This window comes from Rhodopseudomonas sp. G2_2311 (genome assembly GCF_047501505.1).
Taxonomy (GTDB): domain Bacteria; phylum Pseudomonadota; class Alphaproteobacteria; order Rhizobiales; family Xanthobacteraceae; genus Rhodopseudomonas; species Rhodopseudomonas palustris_H.
Window position 1 is genome coordinate 45894 of the sequence record NZ_JAZDRK010000020.1, and the last position, 26573, is coordinate 72466.

A 26573-nucleotide genomic window follows, 5' to 3' on the forward strand; every position below is an offset into this window, starting at 1 on the left:
GGCCGCTCCCTCAGATCAAGGCTTCGATCAGCCGCGGGCCGCGCTGACTCATCGCCGAAGCGTATTGCGCGGAGAACTCCTCGGCGGTGGTGGCCCGGCTGGCTTCGACGCCGAGACCTTCGGCGATCTTCATCCAGTTCATCTCCGGATTGTGCAGATCGAGCATCGACAGCGCATTGGCGCCGGCGCCCGAGGCACCGACCCGCTGCAGCTCGATGTTGAGGATTGCGTAGGAGCGGTTGGCGTAGATCACCACGGTGACGTCGAGCTGCTCGCGCGCCATCGTCCACAGCGCCTGCATGGTGTAGGCGGCGCCGCCGTCGCCATGCGGACACACCACCTTGCGGTCGGGCGCAGCGATCGCCGCGCCGATGGCGAGCGGCAGCCCCTGCCCGATCGAGCCGCCGGTCAGCGGCAGATGGGTGTGCGGCCGCGCCTTCGGCAGGATCATCTGGAACGGCAGGCCGGACGTGTTGGCCTCCTCGGCGTAGATCGCGTGGTCGGGCGTGAGATGCGCGATCGCCTGCGCGACGCCGAGCGAATTGAGCTTGCCCTTCGGCAGCTCGGGCAACACCAGCTGCGTCCGAGCGGCAGGCTCGGCCGGCGCGCCCACCGCGGCGGCGAGATCCTTCACCGCCTGCGCGCCATCTTCATGCGGCTGCGCCAGATAATCGATCAGGCAGCCTTCCGGCGCGCCCCAGCTCGGCTTGCCGGGATAGGCGAAGAACGACACCGGCGGCTTCGAGCCGACCAGGATCAGTTGCTCGACGTCTTTCAGGAACGCGGTGATCTGCTCCGAGAAATACGGAATGCGTTCGAGCGGCACGCGGCCGGCGCCGAGTTCGGTCTGCGGCGCGAAGGTGTCGCACAGCAGCCGGACGCCGGTCTTCGCGGCAACCCGGCCGGCCGCCTCCAGCGCCTCGCCGAGCAGCGCCGATCCGCGCAGCAGCAGTACCGACTTCTTGCCGTTCGAGAGCAGCTTGGCGATCGCCTCGACGGTGTCGGCCGCAACCTTGGCCGGGCCGATCTCCGGCAGCTTGTGCGCCGCGCGCGCGGCCGGGTTCCAGGCCACGTCCGCCGGCATGATCAGCGTGGCGATGCCGCCCGGCGCCGCGCTAGCCGCCTGCACCGCGCGCGCCGTATCGCTCGCCACCGCGCCGGCACTCTTGGATTCGTGGATCCAGCTCGATACCGGCCGGGCGAAGCCGGCGATATCGGAGGTCAGCGGCGCGTCGTATTGTAGGTGATAAGCGGCGTGATCGCCGACGATGTTGACGATCGGTGTCGCGGCGCGGCGGGCGTTGTGCAGATTGGCAAGGCCATTGGCGAGGCCGGGGCCGAGATGCAGCAGGTTCACCGCCGGCTTGCCGGCGATCCGGCCGTAGCCATCGGCGGCACCGGTGACCACGCCTTCGAACAGGCACAGCACCGGCCGCATCCCGCTGACCGAATCCAGCGCCGCGACGAAGTGCATTTCCGAGGTGCCAGGATTGGCGAAACATACTTCGACGCCGCAATTTACCAGCGTCTGAACGACCGATTGCGCCCCATTGATTCCGTCCACGAGCATTCCCCCTACGGCCGGCGTGAATCCGCCAGGCTACGACCTGTTTGGGGGATATGTTGTCAGCGCGGCGCGGCGATGACAACCGCGCTCAGGGCATTGTTCTCTCGTCATTGCGTGGAGCGAAGCGACGAAGCAATCCAGCTCGATGCACGGAGCTGGATTGCTTCGCCTTCGGCTCGCAATGACGGGGAAAGGACTAGGCAGAATTATACCGGCGCGTTCGACTGCACCAGCTTGTAGACGACCGAATCCATCAGCGCCTGGAACGACGCGTCGATGATGTTCGGCGACACGCCGATCGTGGTCCAGCGCCGGCCGTCCTCGTCCTCGCTCTCGATCAACACCCGAGTGACGGCCTCGGTGCCGCCATTGAGGATACGGACGCGGTAGTCGACCAGCTTCAGGCCATCGATGTACTTCTGATACTTGCCGAGGTCCTTGCGCAGCGCGACGTCGAGCGCGTTGACCGGACCGTTGCCTTCCGCCGCCGAGATCAGCGTCTTGCCGTCGACCTCGACCTTGACGATCGCCGTCGCCACGGTGACCTGAACGCCGTGCGAGTTGTAGCGCTGCTCGACATTGACGTCGAACTTGTCGACGCGGAAGAACTCCGGCACGGTGCCGAGCGTGCCGCGGGCGAGCAGATCGAACGAAGCATTGGCGGACTCGTAGGCGTAGCCGGCGGCTTCCCGCTCCTTCAGTTTCTCGACCAGTCGCGACAGGCGCGGATCATCGCGGTCGAACTGGATGTTGGTCCGCGCCAGCTCGGCGAGCACGTTGGACTTGCCGGCCTGATCCGACACCAGCACCTTGCGGTGATTGCCGATCGACTCCGGCGGCACATGCTCATAGGTCTGCGGATCCTTCAGCACCGCCGAGGCGTGAATGCCGGTCTTGGTGACGAAGGCGCTGCCGCCGACATAAGGCGCGTGCGGATTGGGCGCGCGGTCGAGGATGTTGTCGAGCGCGCGCGACACCTGCACCAGGCTCGCCAGCTTGTCGTCGGAGACGCCAATCTCGAACTTGTCGGCGAACTCCTTCTTCAGCTTCAGCGTCGGGATCATCGAGCACAGATTGGCGTTGCCGCAGCGCTCGCCGAGGCCATTCAGCGTGCCCTGGATCTGCCGCGCGCCGGCCCGCACCGCGGCGAACGAGTTCGCCACAGCCTGCTCGGTGTCGTTGTGGGCGTGGATGCCGACATGCGCGCCGGGGATGTGCTTGACCACTTCGCCGACGATCGCCTCGACCTCGTCCGGCATGGTGCCGCCATTGGTATCGCACAGCACGACCCAGCGTGCGCCGGACTCATACGCCGCCTTGGCACACTGCAGCGCGAACTCCGGATTGGCCTTGTAGCCGTCAAAGAAGTGCTCGCAATCGACCAGCACCTCGCGGCCCCTCTCTTTCGCCAGCGAGACGCTGTCGCGGATCGAGGCGATGTTCTCCTCGTTGGTGGTCTCGAGCGCGACCCGGACCTGGTACTCCGACGACTTGGCGACGAAGCAGATCGCATCCGCCTTGGCGTCGAGCAGCATCGCGATGCCGGGATCGTTCGACGCCGAGCGGCCGGGCCGCCGGGTCATGCCGAACGCCGCGAAGGTGGCGCGCTCGAGGTTCTGCTCCGCGCCGAAGAATTCGGTATCGAGCGGATTGGCGCCCGGATAGCCGCCTTCGACATAATCGATGCCGAGATCGTCGAGCAGCGAAGCGATCAGCTTCTTGTCGTGCAAGGTGAAGTCGACGCCGTTGGTCTGGGCGCCGTCGCGCAGCGTGGTGTCGTACAGATAGAGACGTTCGCGGCTCATGAGGAGGCTCCGGGCGCGGCGGCATCCGCCAGCGACTTTGTCATCGTGGTGTTGGCGAGCCATTCGCCATTGATCGAAACGGTGTTGCGTTGCTTGGCGACGTAGCCGCGCTTGGCGAAGAATTCGGCGGCGTTGTCGCTGGCATCGACGTTGAGGATCAGCGCGCCGCGCGCACCGGCGAGTTTCTCCAGCGCGTCGATCAGCGTCGCGCCGACGTCGCGGCCGACGTAATCGGGATGCACGAACAGCATGTCGATGTGATCGGGCACCTTCAGCGAAGCGAAGCCGACCGGCACGCCCTGCAGGGTCGCGATCAGCGTCAGCTGACCAGCCAGACGCGCGGCGAACTTGGCTTCGTCGTCAGCCGCCGAGGCCCATGCCTCCCGCTGCTCCTCGCTGTAGTCATCGGCGGCGAGTTGCTCGATCGAGGCCGCGAAGATGGCCGCGGCGACCGCGGCATCTTCGGGCAGATACGGCCGCAGCGCGGGCCCTGCGCGCGTGCTCATCACCAGAACCCGTACAGCTTCAGCACCAGCGCAGTGGCGCCGGCCAGCAGCGCGATCTTGATCGCGATGTAATACAGCCAATGCTTCGGAAACGGCGTATCAGGCCGCCCGGTCGGCTTCTGCTCGGTCATCGCGCGATCTCCAATGCGGTCGTGGTCTCTGTCGTCATGGCGGCGAACGCGCGGGCGCTACCAGGAGCAGCGCCGACGCTGCTGTGAGCTGCGCCGAAGCTGCAATGAGCTGCAACTAACCGCCTCTCGTTCGTCATTCCTGGATGCGCCCGCAGGGCGCAGGCCCGGAATCCATACTCCCGGCGGTGGTTATGGATTCCGGGCTCGCGCTGCGCGCGCCCCGGAATGACGGGGTGAGGCAGTGCATCACCACACACACTCACATCATGCGCGGGCTCGACCCGCCTGCGGGGCCGAAGCCCCTTCGGCGCGGCGAAGGCCCGCGCATCCATCATCGAAACAATCGCCGCGTGGTTTATTCGATGGATGGCCGGGTCAAGCCCGGCCATGACGACCATGGAAAAGACACTCACCGCGCGATCTCCCAGGTCGTCACCGGCTTGCCGTCGGCGTCCTTGCCGTCCTTCAGCACCACGCCCATCGCGGCGAGTTCGTCGCGGATGCGGTCGGACTCTTTCCAGTCTTTATTCGCGCGGGCGGCGGTGCGGGCTTCGATCAGTTGCTGAACCTTTGATGATGCCAGCCCTGTAGATAAGGTCGGCCTCCCCGACTCAGGACTGCCAGTTACAAGCACTTCCGCAAATAGGTGATCGGTTTTTCGCCCCTGGAGATATTCACGCCCAATCGGGACCCCGAGAATGCTAAGTCCCGCATTCAATGCGGCAGCATTCTTCACCTTGAAGAGCGCGCGCAACGCTGTAATTGCAGCTGAAGTATTGAGATCGTCGGCTAACGCCGTGACAATCTCTTCAGATTCGCGGACATCACCATCGGAATTGGCTTCGAGAAAGCTAAACCAGCGATTTAACTCGCGCGTGGTCTCAGTGAGACTACTTTGAGTCCAATCGATCGGCTGCCGATAATGTGTCTTCAGCATGTTGAGCCGAAGGACCGACGGCCCCCAGTGGTCGCGCTGATCTGCAATGGTCAGAAAGTTGCCGAGGCTCTTCGACATCTTCTCGCCTTCGACCTGCAGGAAGCCGTTGTGCATCCAGGTCTGCGCCATGCGCGAGGTGTGGAACGCGCAGCAGCTTTGCGCGACTTCGTTCTCGTGGTGCGGGAAGACCAGATCGATGCCGCCGCCGTGGATGTCGAAGGTCTCGCCCAAGTGCTTCCACGACATCGCCGAGCACTCGATGTGCCAGCCCGGGCGGCCCGGCGTGGCGATGCCGGCCGGCGACGGCCACGACGGCTCGCCGGGCTTGGACGGCTTCCACAGCACGAAGTCGGTGGCGTCGCGCTTATACGGCGCGACATCGACGCGGGCGCCGGCGATCATCTCGTCGAGCGAGCGGTTGGCGAGCGATCCGTAGCGCGGCAGCACGCCGTTGGCGGCATTCATCGCGCTCGGCGAGAACAGCACGTGGTCCTGCTCGACATAGGCGAAGCCGCCGGCGACCAGCTTTTCGATGATGCTGCGCATCTCGCCGATATGCTCGGTGGCGCGCGGCTCGACCGTCGGCCGCAGGCAGCCCAGCGCATCGACGTCGTCGTGGAATTGCCGCTCGGTCTGCTCGGTGACCTTGCGGATCGCCTCGTTCAGCGGCAGGCCGGGATAGTCGCGCGCGGCGCGGTCGTTGATCTTGTCGTCGACGTCGGTGATGTTTCGGACGTATTTGACGTGGGCCTCGCCATACAGATGGCGCAGCAGCCGAAACAGCACGTCGAACACGATCACCGGCCGGGCATTGCCGATATGGGCGAAGTCGTAGACCGTCGGGCCGCAGACATACATCCGCACATTGGCCGGATCGAGCGGCGTGAACGGCCGCTTGTCCCGCGTCAGCGTATCGTAAAGGCGTAATTCCATGGATACCCGTCCCCTGCGGCCGGGCGTCCAGTGCTCTCGATAGGAGAAAAGACGGCCTCAGCCAGCGTGTCAGCTAGCTAATAATCTCGCAGCGAATGCAAATGGCGAGGAAACCGTTCATCGCCGCACCATGGCGACCGCCCTCGAAGCCGTCAAGTCCGTCGATCGCCGGAGGACATCGTTCTTTCCGGCTGCGAATCGAGCGGGCGTCCGCGCGGGTCCACCGAAGGCGAGCTACGCTCGCGTCATCCAAGCGCCGCCCCCAGCCCCCGCAAACCGCCCTGCTCGGCCGATTTTGGCCATGATCGGCGCCTAGCCCACGCTCCGGCCACTATGGTTAACGTTTTTTAACCCTTTTCAGGGTACGGACGGGGGTCATCCCTCGTTCCTGGTGCACCATGAAACTGATTCCTGCCCTCTTTGCCGGCGCAGCGCTGTTTGCGGCGACGGCGGCTTATGCCGACAGCCGGGTCTTCATCGTCGCCAACCAGCCGGACGGCTACGGCATCGACCTGTGCCTCGCCCGCGGCGAAAAATGCGGCGCGCCGGCGGCGGCGGCCTACTGCCAGTCGCGCGAATTCGCCCATGCGGTCGCCTATCGCCGGGTCGACCCGGACGAAATCACCGGCGCGGTGCCGAAAGCCAGCAGCTCGGCCTGCGCTCACGGGGTCTGCAACGAATACGTCGCGATCACCTGCCAGCGCTGAAAAGCCACGCCGGATCAGCGGGGATCGCCACAGTGACGCCCCGGAAACGACGTGACCCTGCCGAAAGAAGCGGCTAAGAAATGGTCAACGTCGCGGTTACAACGGGATCGTTCCGCGGCCCCGATCGCGCGGATTTGCTGGATGTGATTCGGCGGATCGCCGGCATCACCCGCTCGGATTCCTGAATGCCCGACATGTTCGATAACGCCACCCGTTTCCGCTGGCTGGCCGGTGCCTTGATCGTCGCCGCCGCGTCGCTGACCTCCGCAGCGTTCGCCCAGCAAGGCTATCCGTCGTCGCAAGGCTACAATCCGCCGGGCTACCAGCAGGCGCCCGCCGCCGGCCAACCCGGCAGCCCCGCCGCCAATCCGATGTGCCCGCGGCTGGAAGCGCAGCTCGCCTCGATCGACCGCGGCAGCATGGACCCGGCCCGCGCCGACCAGATCCGCCGCTTCGAAGACGCCGCCGCCCGCCAGCAGGCCGAGCTCGACCGCGTCAGCATGCAGGCGAAGCGGATGGGCTGCGAAAGCTCCGGGTTCTTCTCGCTGTTCAGCGGCCAGTCGGCGCAATGCGGTCCGGTCAACAGCCAGATCCAGCAGATGCGCGGCAATCTCGACCAGATGAATTCGTCGCTGGAGCGGCTGCGCAGCGGCGGCCCGGGCGGCAACGATCGCGAGAACCAGCGCCGCTCGGTGATCCTGGCGCTGGCGCAGAACAATTGCGGCCCGCAATACGCCGCGGCCGCGCAGCAGAGCGGCGGCCTGCTCAACAACCTGTTCAACGGCGGCAACGCCGGGGCTCCCGGCGTCGGCGTGCCGGGCACCGACTACGGCAGCACCGAGGGCGGCACCTATCGCACCGTCTGCGTCCGCACCTGCGACGGCTATTACTTCCCGATCTCGTTCGCCACCGTGCCGAGCCGGTTCGGCGACGACGAGCGCACCTGCAAGAGCCTGTGCCCGGCGTCCGAAGCGTCGCTGTATGCCTACCGCAATCCCGGCCAGGACATGAACCAGGCGGTGTCGATCAACGGCCAGCCCTACAGCTCGCTGCCGAACGCTTTCCGCTATCGCCAGGAGTTCAACCCGTCCTGCACCTGCAAGCCGGCGAACCAGACCTGGGCCGATGCGATGAAGGGCGTGGACGACCGCTCGGCCGCCGAGCACGGCGACATCATCGTCACCGAGGAGAGCGCCAAGCGCATGGCGCTGCCGCCGGCCCAGCGCGCCGCCGCCAAGAACGGCGCCAAGGCCGCTCCGGCGACCAACAACACGTCCGCCTCCCCGCCGGCGGCCGCATCGAACGACCCCGGCAAGATCCGCAGCGTCGGCCCGACCTTCCTGCCGAAGGCACAGTAACAGCCGTTCCACTCAAGCAGGCGTGGCCGCGCTTAGCGCGTCGCTTGTCCAAGCCAAAAGAGGCCGCCGTTTCGGCGGCCTCTTTTGTGTGAAGTCTCAGGCCGGGCTGGCCAGCGGCTTGCCCTTCTCCACGATGTAGTTGACCATCAGCCGCGTCTTGCTCGACGACGGCTTGCCGCCGGCATGTGGGGTGTTGGGCGGCACCTGGAACGCGTCGCCGGCCTTCGCCGTCTTGGTGGGCTGCCCTTCGATCGGGAGTTCGATTTCGCCCTCCATCACGTAGGTCGACTCGATACCTGGATGGGTATGGCGGCCGACGGTCGCTCCGGCATCGAGCGTCACGTCCATCATGATGGTCTCATAGCCCGCCGCCGGGCCATCGGTGCGGCTCAATATCTTGCGCGTAACGCCGTTCGCCGTGGTCGCGGCCGCACCTTGCGCGAACGCTTCGGTCGCCCCGAACCCCGCGATGCTGCAGATCGCACAACCTGCGACTGCCGCAAATCCTCTCCGTGTGAACATAGTAACATCCTCCCGTTGCTGAGCCCGTCTGCGCGGGCGTTCGGGAAGTCTGGCAGAACGACGGGAGGTTAGAAAGGAAGTTCTACCAAGATGGTAGTAGCCGCGGCTTCAGAGCTTCTTGATATCCCCCAACGACGATTTACTCGTGATATTTGTCAAGGGCTGGCGGCTGCCGGTGATATCCGGCGCTGGGGAAACTACAAGGCGTCACGCTCACTCCGCTCAAATGACAATCGTCGCGCATACAGTCGCCGCGGACGCCACACCGTTCACGCTTGCCAGAGCATTCACCCAAATACCTCGTCCGTTAGTACGCCAATTCGGAATAATGAATCCAGATTCCAAAATTGCATATTTACTATTGCCAACCCTTCGAAAACTGAGACAAATAACTATCCCCTCGACAGAGTTCTCCTACATCTAAATGGAGAGCTGTGCGATGTCCGATAAGCTTCTTGTGACTGCGTGGGGATTAGCGTCAGCGCTGACGGTCAACTGGCGATCGCTGCAGCCGTTGTCATTGTCATCATTTTGGTCGCAACGCTCTGGGGTCGACGGGTGTGAGTTGCGGCATCGACAGGAAGTCACTGTAACTCGTCACGCTGCAATTACAGTAATTTGGAGCACCCAACCGCACAACAGTTGGCCAATCTCTTGCTGTCATCTAGCAAAACTGGCGGGGCAGGACGCCCGGCGCTCCTCGATATCGGTTCGACGCTGGTACTGCTACATTCGGCGTCCAGTTTTCAGCCCAAACTGTAGTCGACGGGATCTCAGATCAGAAGCTGTCCTGCTTCATCCATCCCCCTACCCCTCGAACGCCTCACTCGACGCTCGTCCACTCCGCGTCACCAGCGTCTCGTCCGGTGCGGGCAGCGCTTCGGCCTTGTCCCGAAAACGGTTGGTGATCGGGTAGCGGCGGTCGCGGCCGAAATTCTTCCGCGTGACCTTCACGCCCGGCGCCGCTTGGCGGCGCTTGTATTCGGCGATGTTGAGCAGGCGGTCGATGCGGACAACGGTGTCCTTGTCGAAGCCTTCGGCGACGATGCTGGCGAGCGGCTCCTCGCGTTCGACCAGCCGCTCCAGGATGGCGTCGAGCACATCGTAAGGCGGCAGCGAATCCTGGTCGGTCTGGTTTTCGCGCAGCTCCGCGGTCGGCGGGCGGATGATGATGCTTTCGGGAATCACCTCGCCGTCCGGGCCGAGCGCGTCGTCCGGCTTCCAGCGGTTGCGCAACGATGACAGCCGGAACACCTGCGTCTTGTAGATGTCCTTGATCGGGTTGAAGCCGCCGTTCATGTCGCCGTACAGCGTGGCGTAGCCGACGCTCATCTCCGACTTGTTGCCGGTGGTCACCACCATCGCGCCGGTCTTGTTGGAGATCGCCATCAACAGCGTGCCGCGGGTGCGCGCCTGCAGGTTCTCCTCGGTGATGTCGCGTTCGAGGCCTGCGAACGGCTTCGCCAGGATCGCCTCGAAGCCTTCGACGGCTTGCGCGATCGGCAGCACCTCGTAGCCGAAGCCGAGCGCGCTCGCGAGCCGGCCGGCGTCCTCGAGCGACACTTGCGCAGTGTAGCGGAACGGCAGCATCACGCCGCGGACCTTGTCGGCGCCGAGCGCATCGACCGCAATCGCCGCGCACAGCGCCGAGTCGATGCCGCCGGAGATGCCGAGCAGCACGCCGGGAAAGCCGTTCTTGCGGACGTAGTCGCGCAGGCCGAGTACGCAGGCCGCGTAGTCCGCCTCGTCGCCTTCGATCACCGGCGCGACCGGGCCGTCGCAGCGCCAACCCGCCGCGCCCTTGACGAAGCTCAGCGTGGTGATGCTCTCAACGAAGCCGGGCAACTGCGCCGCCAATGTGCGATCGGCGTTGAGCACGAACGACGCGCCGTCGAACACCAGCTCGTCCTGGCCGCCGACCTGATTGACATAGACCAGCGGCAGATCGCTCTCGGTGACCCGCGCCACCGACACCGACATCCGCATGTCGTTCTTGCCGCGCGCGTAAGGCGAGCCGTTCGGCACGACCAGCAGTTCCGCGCCGGTCTCCGCGAGGCACTCCACCACGTTCTCGTAGTCTTCGGACTCTTCGAGCCAGGTGTCTTCGCAGATTGGCACGCCGATCCGGACGCCGCGGATCGTCACCGGACCCGACACCGGCCCGCGGGCGAACACCCGCTTCTCATCGAACACGCCGTAGTTCGGCAGATTGACCTTATAGCGGATCGCCGCGATCCGGCCGCCGTCGAGCAGCGCGCAGGCGTTGTACAGCTTGCCGTTATCGACCCAGGGCGAGCCGATCAGCATCGCCGGCCCGCCGTCGGCGGTTTCGCGCGCCAGATCCTCGATCGCGGCGCGGCAGGCGGCCTGGAACGCCGGCTTCAGCACCAGATCTTCCGGCGGGTAGCCGGCGATGAACAGTTCCGGATAGACGACGAGATCGGCACCATCGGCCGCGGCACGTCGGCGCGCCGCGCGCGCCTTTTCGGCATTGCCGGCGATATCGCCGACCGTCGGGTTGAGCTGGGCGAGCGAGATCGTCAGGCGGGCGGCATTTTCGGTCATAGCCGAGATGTAGCGAGAGCCGGCAGGCTTCGCAATCGGCCGGTCAGAGCAGCCCGATCCGCTCGGCGAGCGCGAACAGCCAGAACAGGCCGGCGATTCCCAGCGCGACGCCGACGGCTGCGGAGCCCATGTCCTTGACCCGGCCGATCTGCGGATCGTGTTCCGTGGTGAGCCGGTCGCTCAGCTTCTCGATCGCGGTATTGAGCAGTTCGACCACGATCACCAGCGCGACCACCGCAATGAGTTCGACGCGGCGCGCCGCCGTGGTGCCGATCAGCCACGCGGCCGGAACGGCGAGCACCAGCGCGACCAGCTCTTCGCGGATCGCCTGCTCGGAGCGGGTCGCGAATTTCAGTCCGCGCCACGAATTGATCGTCGCCCGCCAGAACCTCAGCACGTGATCCACAGCCCCGGTTTGCCCGTCATGCCCGCGCGTGCCGAAGGCATCAAGGTTTAGATGCTCAGAAACGTAGATGGCCGGGACGAGCCCGGCCATGACGAAGTGGGAACGATACGCCGTCCTTACAGCCCGGCCGCCGCCTGCAGCGGGCTGGCCTTGCCGGCGCGGCCCTGCTTGAGCAGATCCGCGATCAGGAACGCCATGTCGATCGACTGCTCGGCGTTGAGCCGCGGATCGCATGCGGTGTGATAGCGGTTGTTGAGGTCTTCGTCGGTGATGGCGCGGGCGCCGCCGAGGCACTCGGTGACGTTCTGGCCGGTCATCTCCAGATGCACGCCGCCGGCATGCGTCCCCTCCGCGGCGTGGACCGCGAAGAACGAACGGACTTCCGACAGGATGCGGTCGAACGGCCGGGTCTTGTAGCCGGAGTTCGACGTGATGGTGTTGCCGTGCATCGGATCGCACGACCACACCACGGTGCGGCCCTCGCGCTGCACCGCGCGGACCATCGCCGGCAGATGCTCGCCGATCTTCTCATGGCCGAAACGGCCGATCAGCGTCAGCCGTCCCGGCTCGTTCTCGGGATTGAGGATGTCGATCAGCTTGAGCAGTTCGTCGGTCTTCAGCGACGGACCGCACTTCAGGCCGATCGGATTCTTGATGCCGCGGAAGTACTCGACATGGGCGTGATCGAGCTGACGGGTGCGGTCGCCGATCCACAGCATGTGGCCGCTGGTCGCGTACCAGTCGCCGGTGGTCGAGTCGACGCGGGTCATCGCCTGCTCGTAGCCGAGCAGCAGCGCTTCATGGCTGGTGTAGAAATCGGTGGTGCCGAGCGAGGAGTCGACCGCGAAGGTCAGGCCGCAGGCGCGCATGAAGTCGAGCGCACCGGAGACGCGGTCGGCGAGGTCCGCATAGGCCTTCGACTGCGGACTATCGCTGACCGACTGCAGCATCCAGCGATGCACGTTCTCGACGCTGGCGTAACCGCCCTTGGCGAAGGCGCGCAGCAGGTTCAGCGTCGCGGCCGACTGCCGATACGCTTCGATCTGCCGGCGCGGATCGGGCACCCGGGCTTCTTCCGTGAAGGCCACGTCGTTGATGATGTCGCCGCGATAGCTCGGCAGCTCGACGCCGTCGCGCTTCTCGACCGGCGCCGAACGCGGCTTGGCGAACTGGCCGGCGATGCGGCCGACCTTTACCACCGGCGAGGCGCCGGCGTAGGTCAGGACGATCGCCATCTGCAGGAAGACGCGGAACAGGTCGCGGATGTTGTTGGCGCCGTGCTCGGCGAAGCTCTCGGCGCAGTCGCCGCCCTGGAGCAGGAAAGCGTCGCCGGCCGCGACGGTGGCCAGCGCCTTCTTCAGGTTGCGCGCCTCGCCCGCAAACACCAGCGGCGGAAAGCTCGCGAGCTGCGCCTCGACATCCGCGAGCGCTTTCACGTCGGGATATTGCGGCATCTGCTGCACCGGCTTGGCGCGCCAGCTATCGGGTGTCCAGCGTTCGGACATAGGCCACTCCTGAAGAAACAAGCCGCCAGTTAAAAATGGGTCGCGGCGGGCGCGTTATACACAGCAGCCCTGCCAACCGCTAGTTGGAAATCAGGGGACAGAATACAACCCCTTGCGGGAAAAGCCTATTTTGTTGGCGGCCCCGGCCAGCCTGAAATTTCGGCAAGGCCCGGGACGCCGGAGCCGGCTATTCGGCGGCTTCGCGCTGGTAGCGCGCGGTCCGGGTGCGCATCGTCACCAGCTCCTCGGCGGCGGTGGGGTGCAGCGCCATGGTGCCGTCGAAGTCGGCCTTGGTGGCCTTCATCTTCATCGCGACCGCCACCACCTGGACCAGTTCGGCGGCGTCCGGCCCGACGATATGGCAGCCAAGCAACCGATCGGTGGTGCCGTCGACGATCAGCTTCATCAGCACGCGCGACTGGCTGCCCGACATCGTCCCCTTCATCGGGCGGAAATCGGTCTTGTAGATGTCGACGACGCTGTACTGCGCCCGCGCCTGGGCCTCGGTCAGCCCGACAGTGCCGACCTGCGGCTGCGAGAACACCGCGGTCGGAACGCACGAATAGTCGACCTGGACCTGCTTGCCGCCGAACACAGTGTCGGCGAAGGCATGGCCCTCGCGGATGGCCACCGGGGTCAGGTTGGTGCGATGGGTGACGTCGCCGACCGCGTAGATGTGCGGCACCGAGGTGCGGCAATGGTCATCGACGGCGATGCCGCCATTGTCCGGATTGATGGCGACGCCGGCCTTCTCGAGGCCGAGATTGGCGACCGCCGGATGCCGGCCGATCGCGAACATCACCTGGTCGGATGCGATGCTGGAGCCGCTCGACAGATGCGAGGTGTATTCCTCGCCGAGCTTCTCGACAGCCGTCACGGTGCAGCCGGTGATGATGGTGATCCCTGCCCGCTCCATCTCGGTGCGGACATGGGCGCGCACGTCCTCGTCGAAGCCGCGCAGGATGTTGTCGCCGCGGTACACCACGGTGACGTCCGAGCCGAGGCCGGCGAAGATGCAGGCGAATTCGAGGGCGATGTAGCCGCCGCCCTGGATCAGGATGCGCTTCGGCTGCTCGCTGAGGTGAAACACCTCGTTGGACGAGATCACGTGCTCGATGCCGGGAATCGCCTTGCCGTGATTGGGCGCGCCGCCGGTCGCGATCAGGATCGTCTTGGCCTGCACCTTCTCGCCGGTCGACAGCAGCAGCGTGTGCGGATCCTCGAACACCGCGCGCCCCTTGATGGTGCGGGCGCCGGCCTTCTCGACGTTGGTCGCGTAGATCTGCTCCAGCCGCGCGATCTCCTTGTCCTTGTTGGCGATCAGCGTCGACCAGTTGAATTCCGCGGTCGGGATGCTCCAGCCGAAGCCGGCCGCATCCCGGATCTCCTCGTGCACCTGGGAGGCGTAGACCATCAGCTTCTTCGGCACGCAGCCGCGGATCACGCAGGTGCCGCCGAACCGATATTCTTCGGCGACGACGACGCGGGCGCCGTAGCCGGCGGCGATTCGTGCGGCTCTCACGCCACCAGAGCCACCGCCGATAACAAACAGGTCCGCGTCGAAGTCTGCCATTTCGCCTCTCTGGTCGATCAGATGTTCTTGCCGCGCTTACGCATCTCGGCGCGGAATTCGCCGTTCACTTCCTCGGCGAACTTCTGCGCCCACTGATTCATGAACTGCATGCTTTCGGCAATCGACTTCGGCTCCTGGGTCAGCAGCTTCTGGCCGAGCGGCGACTTGTAGAAGGTGACGAGGTCCTTGAGCTCCTGCTCGGTGAAATCGGTGGCGTAGATCTTCGCCATGCCGTCGCCGATTTCCTTCTCGCGGCCCGCCATCTTCTTGGCGATCACCACCGCGACTTCCTTGAGGTCCTGCTGATAGTTCAGGTTGCTCTGCATCAGCGTGTCCATGGTGCGCTGAATGATGTTCGGCACCGCCTGGGCGTAGATGCCGCCGGCCCGCTTCAGCTCCAGGATCTCCTTGGCGGACGCGATCGCGGCCGGCGACGGCTGCTTGGTCTGCGCCTGCGCCTGATGGCCGGCCAGAGCGACGCCGAACACCAGAGCGGCGGCCAGCAATGCCTTCGACAGATATTTCATTCCAATTCTCCTGAGATGATCGGCGCTCACGCGCGTTCGATGGTTCGAATTCCGTCGGCCCCTGCCAGCACGACGGTGCTCGCCATCCCGACAAACAACCCATGCTCGACTACGCCCGGAATCACGGACAGCAAATGGGCCAGACGAGGAGCATCGGGTATGCGCCCGAGCTGGGCGTCGAGGATCCAGTGGCCACCATCGGTGACGAAAGCATGGCCGTCTTTGCCGGGCCGGAGCTTTAATTCGCCGTCACAGCCGGCGGCCGTGAAGGCATTCTGCAGCGCCCGGCGGGTGGCGCCGAGGCCGAACGGGATCACCTCGATCGGCAGCGGGAAGCGGCCGAGCGTGCCGACCAGCTTGGATTCGTCCGCGATCACGATCATGCGATCCGAGGCCGCCGCGACGATCTTCTCGCGCAGCAGCGCGCCGCCGCCGCCCTTGATCAGGTCGAGATTGTGGTCGACCTCGTCGGCGCCGTCGATGGTGATGTCGAGGCGGTCGATTTCATCCAAAGTCGTCAGCCGGATACCGCAACGTTCCGCATCGGCGCGCGTCACTTCCGACGTCGGCACGCCGATCACGTCGAGCCCGACCCGCACTCTTTCGCCAAGTAGTTCAACGAAATGCTTCGCCGTCGAACCGGTCCCGAGGCCGAGCTTCATGCCGCCCCGCACCTCTTCCAGCGCCCGCGCCGCAGCCCGCCGCTTCAACTCTTCCTTGTCCATGACCCGGCCTACCCCGTTTCCGCCCCTGATGTCCCCGGCGCGGCGCGGCATATCTAGCGGCGTTTGGGCGCGGCGAACAGCACGGATTCTGGGGTTGAGCATCGCCAGACGGTTGCAGAAAGCCGCGGAGAAGGTTAGCGGTCGAACATGACCGCATCTCCCATTGTTGTCTTCGATCTGGACGGCACGCTGGTCGATACCGCGCCCGACCTGATCAACGCCCTGAATTTCATCCTCGTTCGCGAAGGCATGCCGGCCGTTCCGATGGCCGTCGCGCGCAATATGATCGGACAAGGCGCCCGCCGCCTGCTCGAACGTGGCCTCGAACTTGACGGCCGTGTGATCGCGCAGGACGACGTCAATCGCCTCACCGTCGATTTCATCGACTATTACGCCGCCCACATCGCCGACGAGTCGCGCCCGTTCGAAGGGCTGGAAGCGACGCTCGACGAGCTGTCGGACAGCGGCTACCGCTTTGCGGTCTGCACCAACAAGCTGGAATGGCTGTCGAAGCTGCTGCTCGACCGGCTCGGGCTCAGCCCGCGCTTTGCGGCGATCTGCGGCGCCGACACCTTCGGCGTCGCCAAACCCGACCCGGCGATCCTGCGCGAGACCGTGGCCAAGGCGGGCGGCGACCTGGCTGCCACCATCATGGTCGGCGACGCCGGACCGGATGTCGGCGTCGCACGGCGGGCCGGCGTGCCGGTGATCGGGGTCGAATTCGGCTACACCGAAGTGCCGATCGCCGAGCTCGAACCGGACCTTTTGGTCGGCCATATGCGCGAGCTGCCGAACGCCGTGGGACGGCTGCTGCCGCGGCGCTGACCTGAAGGCGATACCTTTGAAATTGTGGCGAAATTCAGTTCGCTAACAGGTCGCGTTAACTAACTCTTAAGTTTGTTGGACGCGCAGTTGCCAGCGTTACAGCAGGCTCCTATGGTCCGCGCGGGACTGTGGCCGTTGGCCGCACTGAACGGATGGGAGTATCATGCGTCATCTTGTTGTCATCGCCCTGGCAGGGCTCTCGCTGGGGGGCTGCGCGTCGATGTCCGACGCCTTCAAGTCGACCCCGCCCGACGTCACTGTTCAGCTCGATTCGGTGCCGCCGGGTGCGGACGCCGTCGCCTCCACCGGGCAGAGCTGTAAGACCCCGTGCTCGATCAAGGTGCCGCCGGCCGATTTCACCGTGACCTTCTCGCTGGACAAGTTCCAGACCACGACGGTTCCGGTGCAGGTCTCGGTCGCGCAAGGCGGCTTCATGTCGGAAGGCACCACGACGGTGACGCCGAACCCGGTGACCGCCGAGTTGCAGGCCGCCAAGCCGTCGCGCAAGGCGCGTCAGGTCCGCAAGCCGCGGAAGCCGAAGCCCGCCGCTGCGGCACCGGCCGCCGAAGCTCCGGCAGAATCGTCGTCGCCGTTCCCTGCCCCGGCAGCGCGCTAACATATTGCAGCGCATCACGGCGCGTGATTGTGCGCGCCGCTGATCGTGCCTAGATAGTGCGGAGACATTTGCCGCGACTGGCGGCGACCGCGACAGGGCACGCCGTATGACCAGCGCCGCGATCACTCCGCCAACCACCGTGGATCGGCCGATGACCGATCCGTTCGGGCGGACCATCGACTACCTGCGCGTCTCCATCACCGACCGTTGTGACTTCCGCTGTGTGTACTGCATGGCCGAGGACATGACCTTCCTGCCCCGCGCCGAACTGCTGACGCTGGAAGAGCTCGACCGGCTGTGCTCGGCCTTCATCGCCAAGGGCGTGCGCAAGCTGCGCCTGACCGGCGGCGAACCGCTGGTCCGCCGCAACATGATGTCGCTGGTGCGGTCGCTGTCCCGGCATCTCAAGAGCGGCGCGCTCGACGAACTCACCCTCACCACCAACGGCTCGCAGCTCGCCCGCTTCGCCGCGGAGCTGGCCGATTGCGGCGTCCGCCGCGTCAACGTCTCGCTCGACACGCTCGACCCGGATGAGTTCCGCCGGATCACGCGCTGGGGCGATCTCGACCGGGTGCTCGCCGGCATCGACGCTGCCCGCGCCGCAGGCCTTGCGGTGAAGATCAACACGGTGGTGCTGAAGGGCTCCAACGAGGACGAGATCCCATCGTTGATGCGCTGGGCGCATGGCCTCGGCATGGGGCTGACGCTGATCGAAGTTATGCCGCTCGGCGAAATTGGCGAAGGCCGGATCGATCAGTACGTCCCGCTGTCGCTGGTCCGCGCCCGGCTCGCCACCAACTACACGCTCACCGACCTGCCCGACTCCACCGGCGGCCCGGCGCGCTACGTCCGCGTCGAGGAGACCGGCGGCCGGCTCGGCTTCATTACTCCACTCACGCACAATTTTTGCGAATCCTGCAATCGGGTACGGATTACCTGCACCGGGACCATCCACACCTGCCTCGGCCACGAGGACGCTTCCGACCTGCGGCGCCCGCTGCGCGCTTCCGCCGACGACGCCCTGCTCAGCGCCGCGATCGATCAGGCGATCGGCGCGAAACCGAAGGGCCACGACTTCATCATCGACCGCCGCCATAACCGGCCGAGCGTCAGCCGGCACATGAGTGTCACCGGCGGCTAAGCGCTCCCACCTGCGACTAATCATTCCGCTGAACAGCGCTCCTGATTGCCATTTTCCAATTGACGGAACGGTGACGCGCTGGTTTGGTGCGCACGCTTCGCGAGCCCTCGGCTACAAAAAGCCGCTTCGCGTTGTAATCGCGCAGGCCGGACGAACCGGGAGGAGACCGAGCGTTGCGAGCATTGCTTGGACTGAGCAGGACGATCGACGCCTTCAACACTGTGGTAGGCCGTTGGGTGTCCTGGCTGATCGTGGCGGCGGTGGCGATTTCGGCAGTCAACGCCGTGGTCCGCAAGATCTTCGATATGTCGTCGAACTCGTTCCTGGAATTGCAGTGGGTGCTGTTCAGCGTGGTGTTCATGCTGTGCTCGCCCTGGACCCTGCTCAGCAACGAACACATCCGCATCGACATCATCAATCACAGCCTCCCGCTCAAGCTGCGCGGCTGGATCGACATGATCGGCCACGTGTTCTTCCTGATGCCGTTCGCGATCATCCTGCTGTGGTGGTCGATCCCGTTTTTCCTGGTCTCGTATCACCAGAACGAGCAGTCGTTCAGCGCCGGCGGTCTGCCGCAATGGCCGGCCAAGGCGCTGATCATGATCATGTGCGTGCTGCTGATCATTCAGGGCATCTCGGAGATCATCAAGCGCCTCGCGATGATGGTCGGTGCGATCCCGGACAGCAACGCTTCCGCACAATCCGCGCATAGTTCCGCCGAGCTCGAAGCCGAGCGGCTGTTGCTCAACATCGGCGGCGACAAAAAGTAAGCCGCTTCGTGGTCATCGCATTGGGGGGCCGGTCCGCATGACCGCACTGTTGATCCACTACATGGCGCCGATCATGTTCGCGTCGTTGGTGGTATTTCTGCTGCTGGGCTATCCGGTGGCGTTTTCGCTCGCCGCCAACGGCCTTCTGTTCGCCTTCCTCGGCATCGAACTCGGCCTGTTCCGTCCCGACTTTCTGCAGGCGCTGCCCGATCGCGTCTACGGGGTGATGAACAACGAAACGCTGCTGGCGATTCCATTCTTCACCTTCATGGGGTTGGTGCTGGAGAGATCCGGCATGGCCGAGGATCTGCTCGAGACCATCGGCCAGTTGTTCGGCTCGATCCGCGGCGGCATCGCCTATGCGGTGGTGTTCGTCGGCGCTCTGCTCGCCGCCACCACCGGCGTGGTCGCCGCCTCGGTGATTTCGATGGGCCTGATCTCGCTGCCGATCATGCTGCGCTACGGCTACGACCGCCGCGTCGCCACCGGCATCATCGCCGCGTCCGGTACGCTGGCCCAGATCATCCCGCCGTCGCTGGTGCTGATCGTGATGGCCGACCAGCTCGGCCGTTCGGTCGGCGACATGTACGAAGGCGCCTTCATTCCCGGCATCGTGCTGTCGCTGATGTATGCGCTGTACATCTTCCTGGTGACGGTCTTCGCCCCGAAGGCGGCGCCCGGCCTGCCGCTCGAAGCTCAGACGCTGCGTGAGCCGGAGACCGCCAAGCACCCGCTGATCATGCCGCTGGCGGCGCTGTCGGCCGGCGGTGCGGCCTATCTGTTCACGGTGCATTGGGGCTCGTTCGACTGGAGCAAGCCGGCGTTCGACAAGGTCGGCCTGTCGCAGCTGGTGATGCAGGGCTTCTGGTTCGTGATCCTCACGGCCGTGCTGTTCCGCCCGTTCATCGGCATCATCCGCACCATGACGATGTCGCTGTATCTGGTGGTGGCCGCGTCGACCGCCGCCGGCATCGTGGCGATGAGCTTCACCGACGTGAAGTCCGGCGCCGACTACATCGTGCTGACGATGTCGGTCACCGTGGCGCTGTCGTTCGTGATCGCGGTGCTGAACCGTCTGCTGCGGCTGAAACTGCTCTCCAAGCTCGCCGAGCAGGTCGTGTTCGTGATGGTGCCGCCGCTCGGCCTGATCTTCCTGGTGCTCGGCACCATCTTCATCGGCGTCGCGACGCCGACCGAAGGCGGAGCGATGGGCGCAGCCGGCGCGATGCTGCTGGCGCTGATGAAGGGCCGGCTGAGCTTCGACCTCACCCGCCAGGCCACCGAGTCGACCGCCAAGCTGACCGCCTTCGTGGTCATGATCCTGGTCGGCGCCCGCGTGTTCTCGCTCACCTTCTACGGCGTCGACGGCCATCGCTGGGTCGAAGAGCTGCTGGTGTCGCTGCCCGGCGGCCAGCTCGGCTTCCTGATCTTCGTCAACGCCTTCGTGTTCGTGCTGGCGTTCTTCCTCGACTTCTTCGAGCTCGCCTTCATCGTCATCCCGCTGCTCGGGCCGGCGGCTGAGAAGCTCGGCATCGACCTGATCTGGTTCGGCGTCATGCTCGGCGTTAACATGCAGACCTCGTTCATGCATCCGCCGTTCGGCTTCGCCCTGTTCTACCTGCGCTCGGTGGCGCCGAAGCTGCCGTATATCGACCGCGTCAGCGGCAAGCAGATGGCGCCCGTCACCACCGGCCAGATCTACTGGGGCTCGGTGCCGTTCGTGATCATCCAGCTGATCATGGTCGCCCTGGTGATCGCCTTCCCCGGAATGGTGATGCACTACAAGGGCGTCGCAGGCGACATCGACCCATCCAAGGTCAAGATCGACATCCCGCAGATCGAGATGCCGCAGATCGATCTCGGCCCGCCGAAGTTCTGATCGAGGACTTCGAGGCGTCCTACGTCATTGCGAGCGAAGCGAAGCAATCCAGATCAATGCACTGAACTGGATTGCTTCGTCGCTTCGCTCCTCGCAATGACGGCAGCTTGACCAGCGCAGCAGACAACAAAAAGCCCGGCCTCCTCGCGGAGGCCGGGCCTTTTCGTTTCAGGCGTTCAGATCAGCCGCGGGTGCGCGAGCGGATCATGAAGCTGTCGAAGGTGTACTCCGCGACCTGCCACCACAGGTACTGGTCGGAGCGATACGCCTGCATCGCGTCGATCGCCTTCTTGAAGTCCGGATTCTTCGCCGAGATTTCGCCCCACAGCTCGTTGGTGGCCTTGAGGCAGGCGTCGAGGATTTCGTTCGAGAACGGACGCAGCTGCGTGCCGCCGGCCACCAGCCGCTTCAGCGCGGTCGGGTTGAGCAGGTCGTAGCGGGCGTTCATCCAGGTGTTGGTGTTCACCGCCGCGTTGGCGAGGATCGCCTGATAGTTCTTCGGCAGCTGGTTGAACTTTTCGAGGTTGGTGAAGGCATGCACGGTCGGGCCGCCTTCCCAGAAGCCCGGATAGTAGTAGTACTTCGCGACCTTCTGGAAGCCGAGCTTCTCGTCGTCGTACGGACCGACCCACTCGGCGGCGTCGATGGTGCCCTTTTCCAGCGCCGGATAGATGTCGCCGCCAGCGATCTGCTGCGGCACCACGCCGACCTTCTGCAGCACCTGACCGGCAATGCCGCCGATGCGCATCTTCAGGCCGCTCATGTCGGCAACGGTCTTGATCTCCTTACGGAACCAGCCGCCCATCTGGGTGCCGGTGTTGCCGCAGGGGAAGCCGACCAGGCCGTACTTCTTGTAGAATTCATTGGCGAGCTCGTTGCCGCCGCCCTGATACAGCCAGGAGTTCTGCTGGCGAGCGTTGAGGCCGAACGGCACCGACGCGAACACCGCGAAGGTCGGGTCCTTGCCGACATAGTAGTACGACACGGTGTGGCACATCTCGACGGTGCCGTTGGACGTGGCATCCAGCGCCTGCAGGCCGGGGACGACTTCACCCGCCGCGAACACCTGGATCTGGAACTTGTTGTCGGTCATCTCGGCGACCTGCTTCGCCAGATATTCGGCGCCGCCATAGATGGTGTCGAGCGACTTCGGGAAGCTGGAGGTCAGCCGCCACTTCACCTCGGGCGAGGACTGCGCGATCGCCGGGGAAGCCACCGCGGCCGCTGCCGCAGCGCCGGTAGCTGACACTTTCAGAAAGTCACGACGTTTCATAAGGCATCTCCTTGTTGCCGGCGTTTTCCCGGATTCCATGCGCGCCCGACCAAAAGAAGGCGAACCGCGGAGCCGTTTGTGGCGAAGCGTCTCTAACACGGATGGTGATCCGCATAAAACGCCGCGACCGAGTAGATAACTGAGATTCAACCAAAGTCGAAGACGGAAATTCCAGCGTGATCACCACGCCGCGTCGACGATCACTCCCGAGTGGTCGATCATCGACGCCGGTATGATCACTTCGCAGCGCATCAATTCGTCGCGAGGCTGTTGATCCGGTCGCGCACCTTGCCGGCGATCGCGCGATAGATCGTCGCATGCGGCCCGTTCGGCTCGCTCTCGACCACCGGCCGGCCGGCGTCCGAAGTGGCTCGAATCTCCATATGCAGCGGGATTTCGCCGAGGAACGGGACGCCGAGTCGCTCGGCCTCGTGCCGCGCTCCGCCATGCCCGAACACGTCGGACCGGGTGCCGCATTCCGGGCAGAGGAAGTAACTCATGTTCTCGACGATGCCGATCACCGGGACATTCACCTTGGTGAACATCGCAAGGCCACGGCGGGCATCGATCAGCGCCAGATCCTGCGGCGTCGACACGATCACCGCGCCCTTCAGCGGCACAGTCTGCGCCAGCGTCAGCTGCGCGTCACCGGTGCCGGGCGGCATGTCGACCACCAGCACGTCGAGCTTGCCCCAGTCGACGTCGCGCAGCATCTGCGTGATCGCCGACATCACCATCGGACCGCGCCAGATCATCGCCGCCTCTTCGTCGACCAGGAAGCCGATCGACATGATCGACAGGCCGAACCGCGCGATCGGAATCATCCGGCGGCTATCGTCGAGCTGCGGCTTCTCGTTGATGCCGGTCAGGCGCGGCACCGACGGACCATAGATGTCGGCATCGAGCAGGCCGACCTTGAGGCCGAGGTCGCGCAGGCCGAGCGCGAGATTCAGCGCAGTGGTCGATTTGCCGACGCCGCCTTTGCCGGACGCGACGGCGATGATCGCGCCGACGCCGGGAATGCCCGCCTGTTTCGGCAGACCGGCTCCGGGCGCACCGGCCGGACGATGCGCCGACACCGGCGCCACGCCGGGCCGCTGCGCCGGAGCGCTGCCCGGCTGACGCTCGGCAGTCAGCGCGACCAGCGCGCTCTTCACGCCAGACGTGCCGCGCACGGCTGCCTCAGCATCGCTGCGCACGCTCTCCCAAGCCCGCGCCTCGGCCGCATCGACGTTGATCGAGAAGTACACCTTGCCGTCGGTGATGGCGATCTCGGACAGCACGCTGGCTTTGGTCAGCGGCACGCCACGCGGCGTCGCCACCTTGGCCAGGCTGTCGAGAATCTGTTGCTGGGTCACGCTCACTGGAAGTCTCCTGCCGCTTCGCGTGCCCACCGATCACATGCCATCGCTCGGTTCAAGCCGGGAATTAGCCATCGGCCGTCGCTTCTGAAGCGGCCCGCGCGGAACCATGCTGCACCGCAAGATGATCGCTTTGCCTTACGTTCCAGCGAGACCGCAGACTTGCTCCGCGAAGCTCGTCGCCTATGCTGACGCCTCCTCCTCGCGTGCCCCGCAGCGGGCCGCCCTCACCTCCACTCGATCAGGCGCGACCGGCTCGCGCCGTCGCAACCGAAGGGTCCAGACATGGCCAAAGTCGCTTTCATCGGTCTCGGCGTCATGGGGTTTCCGATGGCCGGACATCTCGTGACGAAAGGCGGCCATGAGGTGACGGTCTACAATCGCACGGCCGCGAAGGCGCAGGCCTGGGCCGAGAAGTTCGGCGGCCGCGCCGCGCCGACCCCGGCCGAAGCTGCGGCGGGCCAGGACTTCGTGATGGCCTGCGTCGGCAACGACGACGACCTCCGCGCCGTCACCACCGGCGCTGACGGCGCGTTCGGCGCGATGAGCAATGGCGCGATCTTCGTCGACCACACCACCGCCTCCGCCGAAGTCGCGCGCGAGCTCGACGCGGCTGCAAGCAAGGCGGGCTTCCACTTCATCGATGCGCCGGTGTCGGGTGGCCAGGCCGGCGCCGAGAACGGCGTACTGACGGTGATGTGCGGTGGCCGGCCGGAGGACTTCGCCAAGGCCGAGCCGGTGATCGCCGCCTACGCACGGATGTGCAAGCTGCTGGGCCCCGCCGGCAGCGGTCAGCTCACCAAGATGGTCAATCAGATCTGCATCGCCGGGCTGGTCGAAGGCCTGTCGGAGGGCATCCACTTCGCCAAGAAGGCAGGCCTCGACGTCAACGCGGTGATCGACACCATCTCCAAGGGCGCCGCGCAGTCGTGGCAGATGGAGAACCGCCACAAGACCATGAACGACGGCAGATACGATTTCGGCTTCGCGGTCGAATGGATGCGCAAGGATCTGTCGATCTGTCTTTCCGAAGCACGCCGCAACGGGGCCAGCCTGCCGGTCACGGCGCTGGTCGACACCTTCTACGCCGAGGTCGAGAAGATGGGCGGCCGCCGCTGGGACACGTCCAGCCTGCTGGCGCGACTGGAGCGCTGAGCCAGCGCGGAACAGGGCTGCAATCGCGGTTTTCACGGCTCATTCACCGCGATTGTTAGCCAGCTGTTAACCGGAATAATTTTCCCTCTAAGGCTGCTCTTAAGGATTTGTGGCCAGATATAGGCTGGGGAAACCGCGCGCGTTCTCGCGCAGGATTTGTGTTGGTTGATGAGTGAGTCCGCCGAAAAGCCTGAAGTCTTCCAGCTTCCGGCTGAGCCTCCGGTGGCCGCGCCGGCGCGCAACCGGCGCGCGGCGGCACAGCGGGTGCGCGAGGCGCGCGACCGCCTGACCTCGACCAGCGGCACCCGCCCCGCCTTCGATCACGAACTGGTCCGGCAATATGCCGAGACCCGGCTGTCCGCCTCCTACGTCGTGATGCTGCTGGTGGTCGTCACCGGCGTACTGTTCGGGATCTGGATGGACCCGCTGCCGGCGGGCGCCTGGACGGTGGCGATGCTCAGCATCCACGCCGTGGTGATCCGCAACTGCAACCGCTTCCTCCAGGAGCCGGCCTCGGTGCCGCGCACCCGCACCTGGCGGCGGCGCTTTATCTTGCTCGACCTGCTGTACGGCCTGGCATGGACCGCAATCCTGATCCACCCGACCGAACTCAACGTCGTCTCCAGCACGCTTCTGATGTTCCTGATGCTGCTGGTGGTGGCGGTGTCGTCCATGCTGGCGGCGAGCCTGCCGATCGCCGCGCTGGCCGCGACGATGCCGGTGACCGCCGCGATCGCGGTCAACTTCGCGCTCAGCGGCTCGTTCGACAAATACGTGCTGGCGGCACTCACCGTCGCGGCGGAAGGCTACTTCGCCCTGCTCGCCCACCGGCTGCACTCGACCACGCTGGCGACGCTGCAGGCGCGCGCCGAGAAGGACGTGCTGATCGCCGAGCTCGAACAGTCCAAGGCGATCTCCGACGAGGCCCGGCATCGCGCCGAGGCCGCCAACGTCGCCAAGTCGCGCTTTCTGGCGCAGATGAGCCACGAGCTGCGCACGCCGCTCAACGCCATTCTGGGCTTTTCGGAAGTGATGAAGAGCGAGATCTTCGGCGCCCATGCGGTGCCGGCCTACAAAGACTATTCGGCCGACATCCACAATTCCGGCGTCCACCTGCTCAACCTGATCAACGAGATCCTCGATCTGTCGCGGATCGAAGCCGGCCGCTACGAGCTGAACGAGGAAGCGATCTCGCTGGTGCATGTGGTGACCGACTGTCACCACCTGCTCAAGCTGCGCGCCTCCAGCCGCGGCATCACCATCCACGAAGTGTTCGAACAGGGTATGCCGCGGATCTGGGGCGACGAGCGCGCGGTGCGTCAGGTGGTGCTCAACCTGTTGTCGAACGCGATCAAGTTCACCCCGCAGGGCGGCGAGATCTGGCTGAAGGCCGGCTGGACGGCATCCGGCGGCCAGTATCTCAGCGTCAAGGACACCGGCTCCGGCATTCCTGAGGAGGAGATCCCGATCGTGCTGGCCTCGTTCGGCCAGGGCTCGAATTCGATCAAATCCGCCGAACAGGGTGCCGGCCTCGGCCTGCCGATCGCCAAGAGCCTGATCGACATGCACGGCGGCACCTTCACGCTAAAATCCAAACTGCGGATCGGCACCGAAGTGATCGTCACCTTCCCGCCCGAGCGGGTGATGTCGGCGCTGGCGCCGCTCGCCGACGAGGCGCCGCCGCTGCAGCCGGACTCGGTCACCACCTCCGAGTCCGCCCGCGCGCGCCGGCAGCCGATCATGAACGCCGGCACCGGATTGTAAGATCGGGACTTGCGGGAGGCGA

The 26573-nt window shown here is 65.3% G+C and carries 24 protein-coding genes; 9 read left to right on the forward strand and 15 right to left on the reverse strand.

Going from position 1 to position 26573, the window contains the following annotated elements; genetic code table 11:
* Positions 1 to 10: 10 nt before the first annotated feature.
* The 6 genes from VRZ08_RS20830 to cysS all read right to left on the reverse strand — a co-directional run bounded on the left by VRZ08_RS20830 (position 11) and on the right by cysS (position 5879).
* Positions 11 to 1570: an acetolactate synthase large subunit gene (locus VRZ08_RS20830; RefSeq protein WP_414533749.1), complete on the reverse strand. Its 1560-nt coding sequence runs from the start codon at positions 1568 to 1570 to the stop codon at positions 11 to 13.
* A 203-nt stretch (positions 1571 to 1773) separates the two neighbouring features.
* Positions 1774 to 3372, reverse strand: a complete 1599-nt coding sequence (cimA, locus tag VRZ08_RS20835) for a citramalate synthase (RefSeq protein WP_414533750.1) — start codon at positions 3370 to 3372, stop codon at positions 1774 to 1776.
* Entirely contained in the window at positions 3369 to 3878 is a 510-nt protein-coding gene (locus tag VRZ08_RS20840) for a GNAT family N-acetyltransferase (RefSeq protein ID WP_414533751.1), read from the reverse strand. The genes cimA and VRZ08_RS20840 overlap by 4 nt, the downstream gene beginning before the upstream one ends.
* The gene (locus VRZ08_RS20845; RefSeq protein ID WP_011157553.1) at positions 3878 to 4009 is read right to left on the reverse strand and encodes a hypothetical protein; all 132 of its coding nucleotides are present in this window, start codon (positions 4007 to 4009) and stop codon (positions 3878 to 3880) included. The genes VRZ08_RS20840 and VRZ08_RS20845 overlap by 1 nt, the downstream gene beginning before the upstream one ends.
* Positions 4006 to 4422: a hypothetical protein gene (locus VRZ08_RS20850; protein ID WP_414533752.1), complete on the reverse strand. Its 417-nt coding sequence runs from the start codon at positions 4420 to 4422 to the stop codon at positions 4006 to 4008. The genes VRZ08_RS20845 and VRZ08_RS20850 overlap by 4 nt, the downstream gene beginning before the upstream one ends.
* Positions 4419 to 5879, reverse strand: a complete 1461-nt coding sequence (gene cysS, locus VRZ08_RS20855; RefSeq protein ID WP_414533753.1) for a cysteine--tRNA ligase — start codon at positions 5877 to 5879, stop codon at positions 4419 to 4421. Before cysS ends, VRZ08_RS20850 begins: the two co-directional genes overlap by 4 nt.
* A 398-nt stretch (positions 5880 to 6277) precedes the next feature.
* Here cysS and VRZ08_RS20860 point away from each other — a divergent pair, with 398 nt between their 5' ends.
* Entirely contained in the window at positions 6278 to 6586 is a 309-nt protein-coding gene (locus VRZ08_RS20860; RefSeq protein ID WP_414533754.1) for a hypothetical protein, read from the forward strand.
* A 185-nt stretch (positions 6587 to 6771) separates the two neighbouring features.
* On the forward strand, positions 6772 to 7944 hold the full coding sequence (locus tag VRZ08_RS20865; RefSeq protein WP_414533755.1) for a DUF2865 domain-containing protein: 1173 nt from the start codon (positions 6772 to 6774) through the stop codon (positions 7942 to 7944).
* Between the two features lie 96 nt (positions 7945 to 8040).
* Here VRZ08_RS20865 and VRZ08_RS20870 read toward each other — a convergent pair whose 3' ends face one another.
* The 7 genes from VRZ08_RS20870 to rpiA form a co-directional block, all read right to left on the reverse strand.
* Positions 8041 to 8466 carry a cupin domain-containing protein gene (locus tag VRZ08_RS20870; protein WP_414533756.1) on the reverse strand — a complete coding sequence of 142 codons (426 nt, stop codon included), beginning with the start codon at positions 8464 to 8466 and terminating at the stop codon, positions 8041 to 8043.
* A gap of 807 nt (positions 8467 to 9273) precedes the next feature.
* The gene (locus VRZ08_RS20875; RefSeq protein ID WP_414533757.1) at positions 9274 to 11031 is read right to left on the reverse strand and encodes an NAD+ synthase; all 1758 of its coding nucleotides are present in this window, start codon (positions 11029 to 11031) and stop codon (positions 9274 to 9276) included.
* Positions 11032 to 11074: 43 nt separating this feature from the next.
* Entirely contained in the window at positions 11075 to 11428 is a 354-nt protein-coding gene (locus tag VRZ08_RS20880) for a diacylglycerol kinase (protein WP_107346536.1), read from the reverse strand.
* A gap of 125 nt (positions 11429 to 11553) precedes the next feature.
* Positions 11554 to 12942 carry a class II 3-deoxy-7-phosphoheptulonate synthase gene (locus VRZ08_RS20885; RefSeq protein WP_414533758.1) on the reverse strand — a complete coding sequence of 463 codons (1389 nt, stop codon included), beginning with the start codon at positions 12940 to 12942 and terminating at the stop codon, positions 11554 to 11556.
* Between the two features lie 187 nt (positions 12943 to 13129).
* The gene (gene gor / locus VRZ08_RS20890) at positions 13130 to 14515 is read right to left on the reverse strand and encodes a glutathione-disulfide reductase (RefSeq protein ID WP_414533759.1); all 1386 of its coding nucleotides are present in this window, start codon (positions 14513 to 14515) and stop codon (positions 13130 to 13132) included.
* Between the two features lie 17 nt (positions 14516 to 14532).
* Positions 14533 to 15042, reverse strand: a complete 510-nt coding sequence (locus tag VRZ08_RS20895) for a DUF2059 domain-containing protein (RefSeq protein WP_107343944.1) — start codon at positions 15040 to 15042, stop codon at positions 14533 to 14535.
* 26 nt (positions 15043 to 15068) lie between these two features.
* The gene (gene rpiA, locus VRZ08_RS20900) at positions 15069 to 15767 is read right to left on the reverse strand and encodes a ribose-5-phosphate isomerase RpiA (protein ID WP_164573586.1); all 699 of its coding nucleotides are present in this window, start codon (positions 15765 to 15767) and stop codon (positions 15069 to 15071) included.
* Positions 15768 to 15914: 147 nt separating this feature from the next.
* On the opposite strand from rpiA, the gene VRZ08_RS20905 reads away from it, so the two are divergent.
* The 5 genes from VRZ08_RS20905 (at position 15915) to VRZ08_RS20925 (ending at position 20998) form a co-directional block, all read left to right on the forward strand.
* Complete coding sequence (locus VRZ08_RS20905; RefSeq protein WP_107343942.1) at positions 15915 to 16592, forward strand: HAD-IA family hydrolase; 678 nt, start codon at positions 15915 to 15917, stop codon at positions 16590 to 16592.
* A 163-nt stretch (positions 16593 to 16755) separates the two neighbouring features.
* On the forward strand, positions 16756 to 17208 hold the full coding sequence (locus tag VRZ08_RS20910) for a hypothetical protein (protein WP_107355163.1): 453 nt from the start codon (positions 16756 to 16758) through the stop codon (positions 17206 to 17208).
* Positions 17209 to 17314: 106 nt separating this feature from the next.
* The gene (moaA, locus tag VRZ08_RS20915; protein WP_414533760.1) at positions 17315 to 18349 is read left to right on the forward strand and encodes a GTP 3',8-cyclase MoaA; all 1035 of its coding nucleotides are present in this window, start codon (positions 17315 to 17317) and stop codon (positions 18347 to 18349) included.
* Between the two features lie 173 nt (positions 18350 to 18522).
* Positions 18523 to 19119, forward strand: a complete 597-nt coding sequence (locus tag VRZ08_RS20920; RefSeq protein WP_107355161.1) for a TRAP transporter small permease subunit — start codon at positions 18523 to 18525, stop codon at positions 19117 to 19119.
* Positions 19120 to 19156: 37 nt separating this feature from the next.
* On the forward strand, positions 19157 to 20998 hold the full coding sequence (locus VRZ08_RS20925) for a TRAP transporter large permease (RefSeq protein WP_414533761.1): 1842 nt from the start codon (positions 19157 to 19159) through the stop codon (positions 20996 to 20998).
* 181 nt (positions 20999 to 21179) lie between these two features.
* Here VRZ08_RS20925 and VRZ08_RS20930 read toward each other — a convergent pair whose 3' ends face one another.
* Both VRZ08_RS20930 and VRZ08_RS20935 read right to left on the reverse strand, forming a co-directional pair.
* Positions 21180 to 22271 (reverse strand): TRAP transporter substrate-binding protein, encoded by a 1092-nt coding sequence (locus VRZ08_RS20930; RefSeq protein ID WP_107343937.1) that lies wholly within the window; start codon positions 22269 to 22271, stop codon positions 21180 to 21182.
* A 251-nt stretch (positions 22272 to 22522) separates the two neighbouring features.
* Positions 22523 to 23635 (reverse strand): Mrp/NBP35 family ATP-binding protein, encoded by a 1113-nt coding sequence (locus VRZ08_RS20935; RefSeq protein ID WP_414533762.1) that lies wholly within the window; start codon positions 23633 to 23635, stop codon positions 22523 to 22525.
* 282 nt (positions 23636 to 23917) lie between these two features.
* Here VRZ08_RS20935 and VRZ08_RS20940 point away from each other — a divergent pair, with 282 nt between their 5' ends.
* On the forward strand, positions 23918 to 24787 hold the full coding sequence (locus tag VRZ08_RS20940) for an NAD(P)-dependent oxidoreductase (RefSeq protein WP_414533763.1): 870 nt from the start codon (positions 23918 to 23920) through the stop codon (positions 24785 to 24787).
* A 168-nt stretch (positions 24788 to 24955) separates the two neighbouring features.
* The gene (locus VRZ08_RS20945; protein WP_107355157.1) at positions 24956 to 26551 is read left to right on the forward strand and encodes a sensor histidine kinase; all 1596 of its coding nucleotides are present in this window, start codon (positions 24956 to 24958) and stop codon (positions 26549 to 26551) included.
* Positions 26552 to 26573 lie beyond the last annotated feature (22 nt).

Bases quoted from the DNA above. Each gene is read 5' to 3' on its own strand.
- VRZ08_RS20930 (WP_107343937.1), bottom strand. From the start codon at position 22,271: ATGAAACGTCGTGACTTTCTGAAAGTGTCAGCTACCGGCGCTGCGGCA.
- cimA (WP_414533750.1), bottom strand. From the start codon at position 3,372: ATGAGCCGCGAACGTCTCTATCTGTACGACACCACGCTGCGCGACGGC.
- VRZ08_RS20910 (WP_107355163.1), top strand. From the start codon at position 16,756: ATGCGTCATCTTGTTGTCATCGCCCTGGCAGGGCTCTCGCTGGGGGGC.
- gor (WP_414533759.1), bottom strand. From the start codon at position 14,515: ATGGCAGACTTCGACGCGGACCTGTTTGTTATCGGCGGTGGCTCTGGT.
- VRZ08_RS20845 (WP_011157553.1), bottom strand. From the start codon at position 4,009: ATGACCGAGCAGAAGCCGACCGGGCGGCCTGATACGCCGTTTCCGAAG.
- VRZ08_RS20865 (WP_414533755.1), top strand. From the start codon at position 6,772: ATGCCCGACATGTTCGATAACGCCACCCGTTTCCGCTGGCTGGCCGGT.
- VRZ08_RS20830 (WP_414533749.1), bottom strand. From the start codon at position 1,570: ATGCTCGTGGACGGAATCAATGGGGCGCAATCGGTCGTTCAGACGCTG.
- VRZ08_RS20945 (WP_107355157.1), top strand. From the start codon at position 24,956: ATGAGTGAGTCCGCCGAAAAGCCTGAAGTCTTCCAGCTTCCGGCTGAG.
- VRZ08_RS20905 (WP_107343942.1), top strand. From the start codon at position 15,915: ATGACCGCATCTCCCATTGTTGTCTTCGATCTGGACGGCACGCTGGTC.
- rpiA (WP_164573586.1), bottom strand. From the start codon at position 15,767: ATGGACAAGGAAGAGTTGAAGCGGCGGGCTGCGGCGCGGGCGCTGGAA.
- VRZ08_RS20860 (WP_414533754.1), top strand. From the start codon at position 6,278: ATGAAACTGATTCCTGCCCTCTTTGCCGGCGCAGCGCTGTTTGCGGCG.
- cysS (WP_414533753.1), bottom strand. From the start codon at position 5,879: ATGGAATTACGCCTTTACGATACGCTGACGCGGGACAAGCGGCCGTTC.
- VRZ08_RS20940 (WP_414533763.1), top strand. From the start codon at position 23,918: ATGGCCAAAGTCGCTTTCATCGGTCTCGGCGTCATGGGGTTTCCGATG.
- VRZ08_RS20885 (WP_414533758.1), bottom strand. From the start codon at position 12,942: ATGTCCGAACGCTGGACACCCGATAGCTGGCGCGCCAAGCCGGTGCAG.
- VRZ08_RS20870 (WP_414533756.1), bottom strand. From the start codon at position 8,466: ATGTTCACACGGAGAGGATTTGCGGCAGTCGCAGGTTGTGCGATCTGC.
- VRZ08_RS20925 (WP_414533761.1), top strand. From the start codon at position 19,157: ATGACCGCACTGTTGATCCACTACATGGCGCCGATCATGTTCGCGTCG.
- VRZ08_RS20840 (WP_414533751.1), bottom strand. From the start codon at position 3,878: ATGAGCACGCGCGCAGGGCCCGCGCTGCGGCCGTATCTGCCCGAAGAT.
- VRZ08_RS20895 (WP_107343944.1), bottom strand. From the start codon at position 15,042: ATGAAATATCTGTCGAAGGCATTGCTGGCCGCCGCTCTGGTGTTCGGC.
- VRZ08_RS20875 (WP_414533757.1), bottom strand. From the start codon at position 11,031: ATGACCGAAAATGCCGCCCGCCTGACGATCTCGCTCGCCCAGCTCAAC.
- moaA (WP_414533760.1), top strand. From the start codon at position 17,315: ATGACCAGCGCCGCGATCACTCCGCCAACCACCGTGGATCGGCCGATG.